The sequence below is a fragment of the uncultured Aquincola sp. genome, assembly GCF_964001545.1.
Lineage (GTDB): Bacteria > Pseudomonadota > Gammaproteobacteria > Burkholderiales > Burkholderiaceae_C > Aquincola.
The window spans coordinates 1-13,706 of the sequence record NZ_CAXFDV010000090.1; the positions used below are offsets into that span (position 1 = coordinate 1).

A 13,706-nucleotide genomic window follows, 5' to 3' on the forward strand; every position below is an offset into this window, starting at 1 on the left:
GATCCACAGGTACACGTCCTTGCTGAAGCCGATGCCGTAGCTGGCCTGCACCGCATAGGCCGCGCCGAAGATGGAGGTGACCACCGGGATCACGTTCATCAGCGCCATGCACACCACGCGCAGCATGTCGCCCCAGCTCTCGGTCACGGCCTGCACCACGGGGGTACGCACCACGGCCTTCTTGGCGCCAGCATCGGCAAAGGCCGGCGTTTCATGCACTTCGCGGCGGATGATGTAGCCGGCCACGATGACGACGAAGCTCAGCAGGAACGGGATGCGCCAGCCCCAGCTGTTGAAGGCCTCGGTGGGCATGTAGTGCGCCAGCGGCAGGAACACCGCGGCCGCCATGATCTGGCCGGCCTGCACGCCCTGCAGCGTGAAGCTGGCGAAAAAGCCCCGGCGCCCGAATGGCGCATGCTCCAGGATCATCGAGCTGGCGCCCGAGATCTCGCCCGCCACCGCAAAGCCCTGGATCAGCCGCAGGATGACCAGCAGCACCGGCGCCAGGATGCCGACCTGGTCGTAGGTGGGCAGCAGGCCCACCGCCACGGTGGAAAAGCCCATCAGGAACATGCACAGGATGAGCACATTCTTGCGGCCGTGGGTGTCGCCCCAATGGCCCAGCACGATGGCGCCGATGGGCCGCGCCACATAGCCCACGCCGTAGGTGGCCAGCGAGGCCACGATGGCGATGGTGGGGTCGCCCTTGGGAAAGAAGATCTGCGGAAAGATCAGCGACGCGGCGGTCGCGTAGATGAAGAAGTCGTAGTACTCCAGCGCCGATCCGATCCAGCCGCTGGCCGTGGCCTTGCGGGTCTGGCGGCCGCCGTGGGCGCCTGCGTGGGAAGTTGCCAAGGCTTGTCTCCTGTCTTCGAGGTGCTTTCACTGTAGCCAGCGGGGCGGCAAAAGGGGCTGGCTGCGCACACTGAACGTGCGATGATCAAGCGCTAGCGATCGATCATCGATCGCATCAAGGGTTACTCCGGAGTCTGGCGCCGTGACCGACATCGACCGTTCGCTGCTGATCGAGGGCCTGGGCAAGGGCCTGCGGGTGATCGAGTGCTTCTCCGACCAGCACCCGCGGCTCACCGCCTCCGAATGCGGCCGCTTGGCCGGCCTGACGCGCACGGCGGCCCGGCGTTACTTGGTGAGCCTGGTGCACTACGGCTATGCCGACACCGACGGCAAGCACTACTGGCTGCTGCCGGCCATCCTGCGGCTGGGCCGCAGCTACCTGGAAGCGGCGCGGCTGCCGCGGCTGGCCCAGCCCTTCCTGCAGCGGCTGTCGATGCAGACGGGCGAGACCGCCAACCTCAGCGTGCTGGACGGGCATGAGGTGGTCTACCTCAGCCGCAGCAATTCGCCGCGGGTGATCTCCATCGGCTTTCACCCGGGCGCGCGCATCCAGGCGCACCTGGTGTCGGCCGGTTTCGTGGTGCTGGCCAGCCTGACGGATGCCCAGCTGGACGCCTGGTTCGCCGATGCCGAGTTCGGCCGCTTCACCGCCGAGACGGTGGTGGCGCCCGAGCAGCTGCGGGCGATGGTGCTGCAGGCGCGGCAGCTGGGCTACTGGCTGGCCGAGCAGTACGCCGACATCGGCCTGCGCGGCCTGGCCGTGCCGCTGCTGGACCGCCACGGCCGCTGCGTGGCGGCCATGAGCATCACCTTTCAAAGCCGCGCCTACCCGGGCGACGATGCGCTGCTGAAACTGCTGCCCCCGCTGCAGGAAGCGGCACAGCTGCTGCGCGGGGTGCTGTAGGGCTCAGGTGCTCTCTCGCGCCATCAGCTCGAAGCCCACGTCGACGTGCCGTTGCGGCAGTGGCCGCTGCTCCAGCCGGGCCACCAGCATCTGGCCGGCCTGCCGGCCGGTCTCACGCCCGTCGATGCGGATGCTGGTGAGGCTGGGCGACAAGCTGGCCGCGAACTCGGCATCGCCCCCGCCCATCACCGCCAGCTGCTGCGGCACCTGGATGCCGCGCACGCGGGCCTCGGTCAGCACGCCCATGGCCAGCAGGTCGGAGCTGCAGCACACCGCGTCGATGTCGGGCGCACGCGCCAGCACGTCGGCCAGTGCCGCGCGGCCCTGGGCATGGGTGCTGGGCGCTGCCACGGTCAATGCCACCGGCGCCCGCAGGCCCAGCGCCGCGGCGCGCCGAACGAAGCGGGCGGCCCGCCGCAAGGAGCGTTCATCGTCGGCCGACACCAGCGCCAGCCGCTGGCGGCCGCGCTGCACCAGGTGGTCGCAGGCCGCTTCGCCGATGCGCTCGTGCGAGGCGCCCACCCGCATGTCGATCGGCTCGTCGGCCAGGTCCCAGGTTTCGACGATGGGAATGCCGGCCTGCCGCAGCAGCACGCGGCCCGCGGGTGAATGCCGCACCCCGGTGATCACCAGCCCCTCGGGCCGCCGGCCCAGGGCGGCGCGCAGCAGGTCGTCTTCGCGGCCGCCGCCGTAGCCGATCTCGCCGATCAGCAGCTGGTAGCCATGGGCGCTGAGCACCTCGGTCAGCCCGGCCGACAACTGGGCGAAGTTGCTGGCCTGCAGGTTGGGCACCAGCGCCGCCACGAAGCCCGAACGCGCCATGCGCAGCGTGCCGGCGGCGCTGTTGGGCACGTAGCCGGTGTCGGCAATCGCCTGTCGCACACGGGCCAGCGTCTCGGGGGCCAGCTTGGCCGGCTCGCGCAGCGCACGAGAGACCGTGATGATGGACACCCCGGCCAGCCCGGCCACATGGTGCAGCGTGGCCGAGCCCGGTCGGGCGGCCGGCGCGGGCAATTCATCGTCGGGGGCCTGGGACATGGAGGGCAGTGTAGGCAACCGTCGTGGACGGGTAAGTCCCAATGCAGCCGCTAATGGCAACGTTAACACTGCACGAACATGCAGTTTTGTGCATGTCTTGACATCACAAAGGCGCACCATGTTGCTGGTGCCGTCCCACCGGAGACCCCGATGTACCCCAGCCTCATCCCCACGGCCTTGCCCCGCGCTGTCGCAGCCTCGGCCCTGCTGCTCACCCTGTGCGCCTGCGGCAGCGACAGCGACGCGCCGCCACCGGTGCCCGGCGTGGCCGAGTTGCAGCAGGCCTGCACCCGCATGGCCGGCACCACCGTGGCGCCGACGCGCATCGGCCTGCCCAGCGGCGCGGCCACGGTGACCGCCGCGGTGCTGGTGCCGGCGGCCGGCGAGCTGCCCGAGTACTGCCAGCTGCAAGGCAGCATCGCCGCGCGCACCACGGGCGCCGACCCCATCCGCTTCCAGCTCAACCTGCCCACCACCTGGAACCAGAAGGCGCTGATGTACGGCGGCGGCGGCTTCAACGGCGTGCTGATCGACGGCACCGCCGCGCTGCGCGACGCGCCCGCCGGCATGGCGCGGCCGCTGGCCCAGGGCTATGCCACCTTCGGCACCGACTCCGGCCACGACGCCACCAGCTACAACACCACCGACCCGGGCCGCTTTGCGCTCAACGACGAGATGCTGGTGAACTTCGCGCACGAGTCGTACAAGAAGGTGAAGGACAGCGCCCATGCGCTGATGGCCGGCTACTACCTGCGCACGCCCAGCCGCCAGTACTACTTCGGTGGCTCCGAGGGCGGGCGTGAAGGGCTGGTGATGGCGCAGCGCTACCCGGCCGACTTCGACGGCATCGTGTCGGTGGTGCCGGTGATCCACTGGACGGGGCTGTTCAACGGCTTCATCAACTACAGCAAGCCGCAGTTCAACGGCGGCGCGCTCAACACCGCCAAGATCCGGCTGGTGGCCGATGCGGTGAACACCGCCTGCGACGGGCTGGACGGCATCGCCGACGGCGTGGTGAGCAACTACCTGGCGTGCCCTGCCCGCGTGAACCTGCAAGCGTTGCGCTGCGCCGGTGGCGCCGACGCGGGCGACAGCTGCCTGTCGGATGCGCAGCTGGCCACGCTGCAGGCCACCTACGGCCCCACGGTGATGCCGTTCGCGCTGGCCAACGGGCTCACCACCTACCCCGGCCGGCTCTTCGGTGGCGAGATCCAGCCGGGCGGCGAAGGCCTGGGCCGCTGGATCACCAATGGCCAGGTGCCGCAGGTGCCCACGCCGCTGGCCACCGATGCACGCGGCGTGAACTACGGCAGCAGCTACGCGCGCTACGTGATCGCGCGCGATGCGGCCTTCGACGTGCGCAACTTCGACGCGGCCACGTTCCGCACGCGCATCCAGGAGGTGTCGGCGCTCATGGACGCCACCGACCCCGACCTGTCGGGCTTTTTGCGGCGCGGCGGCAAGCTAATCGTGCGCGAGAACAGCGGCGACATGGCGCAAAGCCCGCTGGCGGGCATCCAGTACTACCACAGCGTGGTGGCCCGGATGGGCCAGTCGGCGGTGGATGGCTTCATGCGGCTGTACGTGTCGCCGGCCTCCAACCATGGCGGCACCGCGGCCAGCCTGACCACCGGCACCCTGGTGCCCACCACCACCGACCTGCTGGCCGAGCTGGACCGCTGGTCGACCACCGGCACCGCCCCGGCCGACGCCCTGGCCCAGGTGCGCAATGCGGCCACCGCGCCCTACGCCACGCTGGCCTCGCGCCCGATGTGCCGCTTTCCGGGCTACCCGCAGTACGTGGGCGGCGATGCCAGCCTGATGGCCAGCTACCGCTGCGCCACCTCGGCGCCGTAAACCGCTGCTGGGGCTGCCGTCACGCCGGGTGGCGTTCGATCAACTGCTTGGCGATGACGGTGCGCAGGATCTCGTTGGTGCCTTCGCCGATGCACATCAGCATCGCGTCGCGGTAGTAGCGCTCGATGTCGTATTCCACCGAGTAGCTGTAGCCGCCGAAGATGCGCATCGCCTCCTGCGCACAGAAGGCGCCGGCCTCGGAGCCGGCGAGCTTGGCCATCGCGGCTTCCAGGTCGCAGCGCTCGCCGAGGTCGAACTTGCGGGCCGCCTGCTCGATCAGGCGCTTGGCGCCTTCCACCTGGGTGGCCATGTCGGCCAGCTTCAGCTGCACCGCCTGGTGCTGGCTGATCGGCTTGCCGAAGGCGCTGCGCTCCTGCGCATAACGCAGCGCCAGGTGCAGCGCGCCTTCAGCGATGCCGGCGCCGCGCGCGGCCACGTTGATGCGGCCCAGTTCCAGCCCGCCCGCGGTCTGCGCAAAGCCCTTGCCTTCCACGCCGCCCAGCAGGTGGCTGGCCGGCACGCGGTAGTCCTCGAAGGTCAGCTCGCAGGTGTCGATGGCGCGGTAGCCCATCTTCTTGAGCTTGCCCACCACGTTGAAGCCCGGGCCCTTGTCGGCGATCAGCAGGCTCATGCCGCGGTGGCGCGGCTCGGCCGCCTGGTCGGTCTTGACCAGCAGCAGCGTGCCGTGGCCATGCAGGCTGTTGGTGATCCAGGTCTTGCTGCCGTTGACCACGTAGTGGTCGCCCTCGCGCCGCGCCACGGTGCGGATGGCCTGCAGGTCGGAGCCGGCGTTGGGCTCGGTCAGGCCGATGCTGCCGCGGTACTCACCCGTGGCCATGCGCGGCAGCCAATGCTGCTTCTGTTCTTCGGTGCCGCAACGCTCGATGGCCGAGGCCATGATCAGGTGCGAGTTGAAGATGCCCGAAGGCGCCATCCACGCGCCCGCCACCTTGATGACGATCTGCGCATAGGTCCAGGCCGACAGGCCCAGGCCGCCGTAGGCCTCACCGATGGTGGCGCCGAAGAGGCCCAGCTCCTTCATCTGCTCGACGATGTCGTGCGGGTATTCGTCGGCGAGGTCGTATCGGCGGGCGGCGGGCCGAAGCTCCTTGTCCACCCAGGTCTCGATGGCATCGACGAAGGCCTGCTGGTCGTCGGTGGCGGTGTGGGGCTGCATGCTCATCAGTAGTTCACCTTGTCTTCGACGCTGTGGCCCTGCTTGGCGATCAGCATCGTGCGGGTGAAGGTGCACACCTCCACCCCGTCCTGGTTGGTGCCCACGGTGCGCACCCTCACCAGGCCGGCACCGGGGCGCGATCGGCTCTCGCGCTTGTCCAGCACCTCGGAGGCGCCGTAGAGCGTGTCGCCCGCAAACACCGGGTGCGTGAGCTTGATGTCGCCCCAGCCCAGGTTGGCGATCGCCTTCTGGCTCACGTCGGTCACGCTCATGCCCACCAGCAGCGCCACGGTGAAGGGGCTGCAGACGATGCAGCGACCGAACTCGCTGGCCTTGGCGTACTCGGCATCGAAGTGCATCGGATGGGTGTTCATCGTCAGCAGCGTGAACCAGGTGTTGTCGGTCTCGCTGATCGTGCGGCCGGGCCGGTGCTCGTAGATGTCGCCGATGCGGAAGTCTTCGTAGCTGCGGCCGAATTGCTCGCGGTAGCGGTTCTCGCCGATGCGCTTGGCGGTCTGGACCATGGGCTTGTCTCCTTGGGTGATCGGTTCTTCAGGCTTGGATGCGGGCCGCAATGCGGCGGGCCTTGGCCAGCACCGGTGCATCCACCATGCGGCCGCGGAACAGGTAGGCGCCCGGGGTGGCGCCTTCGGGCAGGTCGGCCAGCAGGGCCGCTGCCCATTCGGCCTCGGCCGCGCTGGGCTGCAGCGCGGCATGCACCACCGGCAATTGCCGAGGGTGGATGGCGGTCTTGCAGTCGAAGCCCAGCGCCGCCACGCGGCGGGTTTCTTCGGCCAGGCCGGCTTCGTCGTCCAGCGCGATGTACGGCACGTCCCAGGCTTGCAGCCCGCCAGCGCGCGCGGCATTCACCAGCCGGCCGCGGGCATGCAGCAGGCCGTCCCAGCCGAACTGCGCGCCCAGCTCGGCCGCCAGGTCGGCGCCGCCCAGCATCAAGGCACCCAGGCGGCCACCGGCTGCGGCGATGCGGCCGGCCTGCTCGATGGCCACCGGGGTTTCCAGCAGCGCCGCCAGCCGCGGGCAGCGCTCGCCGGTCCAGGCCTGCACCAGCTGCAGCTCGTCTGCCGACTCCACCTTGGGCAGCAGCAACCAGTCCAGCCGCACGTCCGCTTCCACCAGGGCCAGCAGGTCGCGCAGCCCTTCCAGCGTGCGCACGCCGTTCACGCGCAAGGCAATGCCGGCCGGCCGGCGGGCCTGCAGCCACTGCAGCACCGCGGCGCGGGCCTGCGCCTTGGCCCTCGGCGCCACCGCGTCTTCCAGGTCGATGCACACCAGGTCGGCGCCGGCCGCCAGGGCCTTGTCGAAACGATCGGGCTTTTCGCCCGAGACGAAGAGCATGGCGCGGGGTTGCTGGGCTGCGTTCATATGTCCGGACATATTAGGCAGGCGATGCGGACCAAGTCAAGCGCAGGGCCGGCACTGTGTTGAAATCCGCCGCCGTGAACGCCGCCGTCCGACCCCGCAAGCAGAACCCGCCAGCCACGGCTGCGAAGGCCGCCAAGGCCATCAAGACGCCGGCGGTGGCCGAAACGGCGGCCGAGGATGCCGGCGGCCAGCCGCGCTACCAGCAGGTGGCGCGTGAGCTCAAGCGCGCCATTGCCGAAGGCGTGTACCCGGTGGGCGCGCGGCTGCCCACCGAGCTGGAGCTGTGCGAGCAGTTCGGCATCAGCCGCTTCACCGCCCGCGGCGCGGTGCGGCTGCTGTCGCAGGCGGGCCTGGTCACGCGCCGGCAGCGTGTGGGCACGGTGGTCACTTCCACGCCCGACGAAGCGCGCTACACGCACGACGCCACATCGGCCAGCGACCTCTTCCAGTACGCGCAGGACACCGAGCTGCGCGTGATGTACGTGGGGCGCATCGGCCTGTCGCAGGCGCAGGCGCGCGACTTCGGCGATGCGCCCGGCACCGAGTGGATCTACGCCGTGGGCGTTCGCCGCGCAGCGCATGCCGATGCCCGGCCCATCTGCGTCACGCGCCTGTTCCTGAACCCGCTGCTGGACGGCATACAGCCCCGCCTGCGCGACAGCAAGGTGGCCATCTATGCGTTGATCGAGCGCGAGTTCAAGCGCTCCATCGAACGCATCGAGCAGCAGATCTCCGGCGTGGTGCTGGACGCCGACGACGCCGCCAACCTCGGCGCCGAGGCAGGCGCCCCGGCCCTGCGCATCGTGCGCCGCTACTACGGCGACGACGGCCGGCTGCTGGAGCTGGCCGAGAACGTGCACCCCAGCGACCGCTTCACCTACCGGATGGAGCTGCGCAAGTAAGCCGCGCGGCCCCGGACAAACCCTCGACACCCCTGCATCGCGGACACGGCCTTGGCCGTGGCCGTTGACAGCCTGTTTTGCGCCGACCTATATTGTCCGCACAATTCAGGAGACAAGCGATGGCCCGAAGGTTCTTCCATCCCCTGCTGCTGGCGGCCGCCGTGCTCACCGGCGCAGCCGCCATGGCCCAGCCGGCCGCGCCGGACTACCCGGCCAAGCCGGTCAAGGTGCTCACCGGCTTTCCGCCGGGCCAGGCCACCGACGTGCTGGGCCGCGAGATCGCGGTGCGCCTGAGCGAGCAGCTGGGCCAGCAGTTCTACGTGGACAACAAGCCGGGCGCGGCCGGCATCATCGCCACGCAACAGGCGATGAATTCGCCCGCCGACGGCTACACCCTGCTGCTGACGTCCAGCGGGCCGCTGGCCGTGAACCCGGGCCTCTACAGCAAGCTGCCCTACGACCCGGTGAAGGACTTCGTGCCGGTGGCCGGCCTGGCCCTGGTGCCGCTGGTGCTGGTCACCAACCCAGGCTTCAATGCCGCCAGCGTCAAGGACCTGGTGGCGCAGGCCAAGGCGCGGCCGGGCAGCATCAACTACGCCTCGGGCGGCAACGGCGTCACCAACCATCTGGTGATGGAAATGTTCCGCTCGGCCGCCGGCATCGACCTGATGCACGTGCCTTACAAGGGCGGCCCGCCCGCCCTCACCGACCTGATGGGCGGCCAGGTGAACGTGATGTTCGAGACCACCGTGGCTGCGATGCCCTTCGTCAGGCAGGGCAAGCTCAAGGCACTGGCCGTGAGCAGCGCCAGGCGCAGCGCGGCGGCGCCCGACCTGCCCACCGTGGCCGAACTGGGCTACCCCGGCTTCAGCGGCGTGCCGTGGGTGGCCATCATGGCGCCGGCCGGCACGCCGCCGGCGGTGGTCACCAAGCTCAACACCGAGATCAATAAGGCCTTGAACAGCAAGGTGGTGCGCGAGCACTTCATGGCCCAGGGCGCCGAGCCGATGGTGATGTCGCCTGAGGAACTGGGCGGCTTCATCAAGACCGAGATCACCAAGTGGACGCAGGTAGTCAAGGCCTCCGGCGCGAAGGTGGAGTGACGATGACCGAGCGAACTCCTTCCACGCCGGTGGTAGCCGGACAGCCGCCCAGCCGCCTGCAGCAGGCCGACACCATCGCCCGCACGCTGGCCGGCTTCACCCACCGGCTGCAGCTGGCGCAGGTGCCCGAGCCGGTGGCGCTGCGTGCCCGCCACCTGATGCTGGACGCCATCGGCTGCGCGCTGGCCGCGCGGCGGCAGCCGTTTGCCGAACGCTTCACCAGCGCGGTGCAGGCCCTGGCCTCATCGGCCGTGGGTGCCGCAGGCGGTGCCACCGGCCGTGCGGTGATGGGTCACGACCGCCGCCTGCCGCTGCGCGATGCGGCGCTGCTCAACGGCGTGCTGGCCCATGGCCTGGACTACGACGACACCCACATGGCCGGCATCATCCATCTCACGGTGAGCGTGCTGCCCACGGTGCTGGCGCTGGGGGCGCAGTGCGGTGCCAGCGGCGCCGAGATGCTGACCGCCTACATCGCCGGCGTGGAGTGCGGCGCCCGCATCGCCAGCGTCACGCGCGGTGGCCTGCATGCGCACGGCTTTCACCCCACGGGCGTGGTGGGCGCGATGGCCAGCGCGCTGGCCGCCGGCCGCCTGCTGGGCCTGGACGAAGACGGCCTGGTGCGCGCGCAGGGCGCCGCGCTGTCGATGGCCGGCGGCAGCCTGCAGTTCATCGAAGACGGCGCCTGGACCAAGCGCTTCCACCCCGGCTGGGCGGCGCAGGCGGCCATCACCGCCGCCATGTTCGCGGCGCACGGCATCGACGCGCCGGCGGAAGCTTATGAAGGCCGCTACGGCTTCTACCGCCTGTACATGGGCGAGGCGCAGCACGCCGGCATCGACCTGTCCCTGGGCACCGCGGGCCTGTCGGCCAACGGGCAGGCCAGCACCTGGGAGACCGAGAACGTGGCCATCAAGCCGTTTCCGGTGTGCCACTTCATCCATGCCAGTGCCGATGCGGCCATTGCATTGCGAGCGGCGGTGGGCGACCCCGCGCGCATCGCCCGGGTGGAGGTGCGCGTGCCCGCGGGCGTGGTGCCCGCGGTGTGCGAGCCGCAGGAAGGCAAGCGCCAGCCGCGCACCGACTACGACGCCAAGTTCAGCCTGCCTTACGGCGTGGCCAGCGGCCTGCTGCGCGGGCGCCTGGGCCTGCAGGAGCTGGAGCCGGCCGCCTTCACCGAACCCGCTGCGCTGGCCTTGATGCAGCGGGTGCACTACGTGGTGGACGAGGCCAGCACCTTCCCGCGCCACTACACCGGCGAAGTGCGGGTGACGCTGGACGACGGCCGCACGCTGAGCCACCGCGAACCCGTCAACCGCGGCCATGCCGAGCGCCCGCTGTCGAACGCCGAAGTGCGCGACAAGTTCCTGGCCAATGCCACGCTGTGCTTTCCGGCCGCGCATGCGGCCCAGGTGTGCGATGCGGTGCTGACGCTGGACCGCGCGGCCGACGCCGCCGCGCTGGAAGCCCTGCTGGCGCGCGACCCTTCCCTGCACTGAAAGCCGCCGATGACCGCAGCTTCTTCCCCTTCCCTGCCGCTGGCCGGCCTGCGCGTGCTGGCCGTCGAGCAGTACGGCGCCGGCCCCTTCGGCACCTCCTACCTGGCCGACCTGGGCGCCGAGGTGATCAAGATCGAGAACCACAAGGACGGCGGCGACGTCGGCCGCCATGTGGGGCCGCATTTCTTCGGCGAGGACGACAGCCACTTCTTCCAGACCTTCAACCGCAACAAGAAGAGCCTGACGCTGGACTTGAAGCACCCGGAAGGCCAGGCCGTGTTCCACCGCCTGGTGCGCACGGCCGATGCGGTGCTCGACAACCTGCGCGGAGATCTGCCCGCGCGGCTGGGGCTGGACCATGCATCGCTGAAGGAAATCAACCCGCGCATCGTCTGCACCCATCTGTCGGCCTATGGCCGCGAAGGCTCGCGCCGCGCCTGGCCCGGCTACGACTACCTGATGCAGGCCGAGGCCGGTCACCTCACGCTCACCGGCGAGCCCGAAGGTCCGCCGGTGCGCTACGGCCTGTCCATCGTCGACCTGATGACCGGGCTGGCCGCGGCCTTCGCGCTGCTGGCGGGCGTGACGCAGGCGCGCGCCACCGGCGTGGGGCTGGACATGGACACCTCGCTCTTCGACGTGGCGCTGCACAACCTCAACTACCCCGGCACCTGGTACCTCAATGCCGGCACCGTCACCGGCCGCACGGCACGCAGCGGCCATCCCAGCCTGGTGCCCAGCCAGCTGTACCGCACGCAGGACGGCTGGCTCTTCATCATGTGCAACAAGGAAAAGTTCTGGCCGCTGCTGGCGCGCGAACTGGGCCACCCGGAATGGATCGACGACCTCGAGCTGGCCAACTTCGCGCAGCGGCTGAAGCACCGCGACAAAGTGACCCGGCTGCTGGACGACGCGCTGATGGCCCAGCCCACCGCGGTGTGGATCGAGCGGCTGGCCGGCAAGGTGCCGGTGTCGCCGGTGTTCGACGTGGCGCAGGCGCTGGAGAACCCCTTCGTGCATGAACGGGCGGGCGTGCTGGACTATGCCTACCCCGATGGCCGGCAGGCGCGCATGGTGGCCAACCCGATTCGCGTGCAAGGCGTGTCCCTGCCGCAGCAGGCCGCGCCGCGCATGGGCGAGCACACCGAGGCGCTGCTGCGCGAGGCCGGCTTCGATGCGGCGCAGATCGAACGCTTGCAGGCGCTGGGCGTGGTGGCCGGCGCGCGGGCCGCCACGGTGGCTTCGGCGGGGCCCGACGCTGGTCATGCAGCCGGCCCCTGAGTCGCCCCCTTTGCCCGCCGGCGCCTTCGTGCGCCACGGCACCTTGCCCATCACGCTGCTGGTGCAGGCAGCGGCCTCGGCCGCGGTGCTGGCGCCCGCCGTGGCGGCGCCGCGCCTGCTGCCGGCCTTGCAACTGGGCACGGCGGCAGTGGGCTTCTACATCGCGCTGGTGTACCTGGCGGCCATGCTGTCCAGCCAATGGGGCGCGGCCCTGGTGCGGCGCTGGGGCCCCATCCGCAGCAGCCAGGTGTCGCTGGCCTGCAGCGCCGCGGGGCTGCTGCTGGTGGGCCTGCCCCACATCGCGGCCGCGTTGGCGGGCGCCTTGCTCATCGGCCTGGGCTACGGCCCGGTGACGCCGGCCAGCTCCGACATGCTGGCCCGCACCACGCCGCCGCACCGCCATGCGCTGGTGTTCTCCATCAAGCAGACCGGCGTGCCGGTGGGCGGTGCGCTGGCCGGCATGCTGGTGCCCGGCCTGCTGGTGTGGGCCACCGGCCCGGGCACAGGCGCGGCCGGCGGCGGCTTTCAAGCGATGGCGGCCATGGCCGCATGGTGCCTGCTGGGCGCCGCGCTGGCGCAGCCGCTGCACCCGCTGCTGGATGCCGGGCGTGACCCGCGCGCGGCCTGGCCGACGTTCCGTGCCATGGCCGGCCCGGTGCGGCTGGTGTGGGGCCAGGCGGGGTTGCGGCAGATGGCGGCCTGCTCGCTGGTGCTGTCGGTGGTGCAGGTGAGCCTGACCTCGTTCATGGTGAGCTGGCTCACCGCCGACCTGGGCTGGACGCTGGTGGCCGCGGGCGCTGCTTCCTCGCTGGCGCAGGGCGGTGGTGTCGTCGGGCGCATCTGGTGGGGCTGGCTGGCCGACCGCGGCCCGGGCGCTGCCCGCACGCTGCTGGGGCTGGTGCTGCTGATGATGGCCTGCGGCCTGGCGATGGCGCTGCCCGATGGCGGCACCCGGCCCGCGCTGGTGCTGGCGCTGCTGGCCGTGTACGGCGCCAGCGCCATCGGCTGGAACGGGGTGTACCTGTCCAGCGTGGCGCGGCAGGTGCCGCCGCAGCAAGCCGCAGCGGCCACCGCAGGGTGCCTCTTCTTCACCTACCTGGGCGTGGTGCTGGGGCCGCCTGCCTTCGGCCTGTTGGCCGGCGCCTTGGGCAGCCTGGGCCTGGCCTTTGCGCTGCTGGCGCTGCCGCTGCTGGGCGCGGTGGCGGTGCTGGCGCGGCCCCAACCGGCGACCGTGCGCCGGGCTTGAGCTGCGTCAGCGCGCGTTGGCGGCGGCCGACGCAGCAGCCGGCCGGCTGCCCAGGTTGCGCCGCACCTCAGTCACCCAGTTGTCGGCGTTCAGGTCCTTGATGCGGCCTTCGTCGTAGCCGATGGACCGGCCGTCGCGGTTGAGCACTTTCATGCCGATCAGCTGGCTGGCCTTCACGGCGCGGCAGGGGGCGCAAGGCGGCGCAGGCCCCGGCTGACGCGGTTTCAGCGCGGCGCCATCTGCTCGCGCACCCACGCGCCATGCAACGCGCGCCGCTGCGCGCCCTGGTCGCGCACCGCATCGCCCTGGATCAGCAGGTCGAACAGGAAGTGCATCAACGGTGCCAGCAGCAGGCGGGGCGCACGCGCGGGCACGCCGTCGTGCAGCAGGCCCTGGGCCACGCCGGTGCGCACCAGGGCTTCGAGTTCGGCATGGCAGGGGTCGATGGCGGCGGCCATCCA

At 70.8% G+C, this 13,706-nt stretch carries 14 protein-coding genes; 7 read left to right on the top strand and 7 right to left on the bottom strand.

Annotated features, from left to right (window positions below; translation table 11 throughout):
• Positions 1 to 855, bottom strand: an 855-nt coding sequence (locus tag ABNT58_RS03170) for an MFS transporter (protein ID WP_348752062.1), incomplete at its 3' end; no start/stop codon positions are given.
• Positions 856 to 997: 142 nt separating this feature from the next.
• Here ABNT58_RS03170 and ABNT58_RS03175 point away from each other — a divergent pair.
• On the top strand, positions 998 to 1,759 hold the full coding sequence (locus ABNT58_RS03175; RefSeq protein WP_348752063.1) for an IclR family transcriptional regulator C-terminal domain-containing protein: 762 nt from the start codon (positions 998 to 1,000) through the stop codon (positions 1,757 to 1,759).
• Positions 1,760 to 1,762: 3 nt separating this feature from the next.
• Here ABNT58_RS03175 and ABNT58_RS03180 read toward each other — a convergent pair whose 3' ends face one another.
• Positions 1,763 to 2,797, bottom strand: coding sequence for a LacI family DNA-binding transcriptional regulator (locus ABNT58_RS03180; RefSeq protein ID WP_348752064.1), 1,035 nt, complete (start codon positions 2,795 to 2,797; stop codon positions 1,763 to 1,765).
• Positions 2,798 to 2,947: 150 nt separating this feature from the next.
• Here ABNT58_RS03180 and ABNT58_RS03185 point away from each other — a divergent pair, with 150 nt between their 5' ends.
• Positions 2,948 to 4,654: a tannase/feruloyl esterase family alpha/beta hydrolase gene (locus ABNT58_RS03185; RefSeq protein ID WP_348752065.1), complete on the top strand. Its 1,707-nt coding sequence runs from the start codon at positions 2,948 to 2,950 to the stop codon at positions 4,652 to 4,654.
• 19 nt (positions 4,655 to 4,673) lie between these two features.
• Here the strand turns inward: ABNT58_RS03185 and ABNT58_RS03190 are convergent, their stop codons facing one another.
• From ABNT58_RS03190 to ABNT58_RS03200, 3 genes are read right to left on the bottom strand one after another with little or no spacing between them, the layout of a single operon-like run.
• On the bottom strand, positions 4,674 to 5,837 hold the full coding sequence (locus ABNT58_RS03190) for an acyl-CoA dehydrogenase family protein (protein ID WP_348752066.1): 1,164 nt from the start codon (positions 5,835 to 5,837) through the stop codon (positions 4,674 to 4,676).
• Positions 5,837 to 6,355: a MaoC family dehydratase gene (locus tag ABNT58_RS03195; protein ID WP_348752067.1), complete on the bottom strand. Its 519-nt coding sequence runs from the start codon at positions 6,353 to 6,355 to the stop codon at positions 5,837 to 5,839. The genes ABNT58_RS03190 and ABNT58_RS03195 overlap by 1 nt, the downstream gene beginning before the upstream one ends.
• Positions 6,356 to 6,383: 28 nt before the next feature.
• The gene (locus tag ABNT58_RS03200; protein ID WP_348752068.1) at positions 6,384 to 7,214 is read right to left on the bottom strand and encodes a CoA ester lyase; all 831 of its coding nucleotides are present in this window, start codon (positions 7,212 to 7,214) and stop codon (positions 6,384 to 6,386) included.
• 74 nt (positions 7,215 to 7,288) lie between these two features.
• On the opposite strand from ABNT58_RS03200, the gene ABNT58_RS03205 reads away from it, so the two are divergent.
• The 5 genes from ABNT58_RS03205 (at position 7,289) to ABNT58_RS03225 (ending at position 13,245) form a co-directional block, all read left to right on the top strand.
• Positions 7,289 to 8,116: a GntR family transcriptional regulator gene (locus ABNT58_RS03205; protein WP_348752069.1), complete on the top strand. Its 828-nt coding sequence runs from the start codon at positions 7,289 to 7,291 to the stop codon at positions 8,114 to 8,116.
• A gap of 119 nt (positions 8,117 to 8,235) precedes the next feature.
• On the top strand, positions 8,236 to 9,219 hold the full coding sequence (locus tag ABNT58_RS03210; RefSeq protein WP_348752070.1) for a tripartite tricarboxylate transporter substrate binding protein: 984 nt from the start codon (positions 8,236 to 8,238) through the stop codon (positions 9,217 to 9,219).
• A gap of 2 nt (positions 9,220 to 9,221) precedes the next feature.
• Complete coding sequence (locus tag ABNT58_RS03215; RefSeq protein ID WP_348752071.1) at positions 9,222 to 10,718, top strand: MmgE/PrpD family protein; 1,497 nt, start codon at positions 9,222 to 9,224, stop codon at positions 10,716 to 10,718.
• 9 nt (positions 10,719 to 10,727) lie between these two features.
• Entirely contained in the window at positions 10,728 to 11,999 is a 1,272-nt protein-coding gene (locus tag ABNT58_RS03220) for a CoA transferase (protein WP_348752072.1), read from the top strand.
• 10 nt (positions 12,000 to 12,009) lie between these two features.
• Entirely contained in the window at positions 12,010 to 13,245 is a 1,236-nt protein-coding gene (locus ABNT58_RS03225) for an MFS transporter (RefSeq protein WP_348752073.1), read from the top strand.
• Between the two features lie 6 nt (positions 13,246 to 13,251).
• Here ABNT58_RS03225 and ABNT58_RS03230 read toward each other — a convergent pair whose 3' ends face one another.
• Complete coding sequence (locus tag ABNT58_RS03230) at positions 13,252 to 13,398, bottom strand: hypothetical protein (protein WP_348752074.1); 147 nt, start codon at positions 13,396 to 13,398, stop codon at positions 13,252 to 13,254.
• 71 nt (positions 13,399 to 13,469) lie between these two features.
• The coding region (locus tag ABNT58_RS03235) for a hypothetical protein (RefSeq protein WP_348752075.1) at positions 13,470 to 13,706 on the bottom strand (237 nt) is incomplete at its 5' end.

Coding starts and splice junctions, on each gene's coding strand:
- ABNT58_RS03200 (WP_348752068.1), bottom strand. CDS start 7,214: ATGAACGCAGCCCAGCAACCCCGCGCCATGCTCTTCGTCTCGGGCGAA.
- ABNT58_RS03220 (WP_348752072.1), top strand. CDS start 10,728: ATGACCGCAGCTTCTTCCCCTTCCCTGCCGCTGGCCGGCCTGCGCGTG.
- ABNT58_RS03185 (WP_348752065.1), top strand. CDS start 2,948: ATGTACCCCAGCCTCATCCCCACGGCCTTGCCCCGCGCTGTCGCAGCC.
- ABNT58_RS03210 (WP_348752070.1), top strand. CDS start 8,236: ATGGCCCGAAGGTTCTTCCATCCCCTGCTGCTGGCGGCCGCCGTGCTC.
- ABNT58_RS03190 (WP_348752066.1), bottom strand. CDS start 5,837: ATGAGCATGCAGCCCCACACCGCCACCGACGACCAGCAGGCCTTCGTC.
- ABNT58_RS03215 (WP_348752071.1), top strand. CDS start 9,222: ATGACCGAGCGAACTCCTTCCACGCCGGTGGTAGCCGGACAGCCGCCC.
- ABNT58_RS03195 (WP_348752067.1), bottom strand. CDS start 6,355: ATGGTCCAGACCGCCAAGCGCATCGGCGAGAACCGCTACCGCGAGCAA.
- ABNT58_RS03180 (WP_348752064.1), bottom strand. CDS start 2,797: ATGTCCCAGGCCCCCGACGATGAATTGCCCGCGCCGGCCGCCCGACCG.
- ABNT58_RS03230 (WP_348752074.1), bottom strand. CDS start 13,398: ATGAAAGTGCTCAACCGCGACGGCCGGTCCATCGGCTACGACGAAGGC.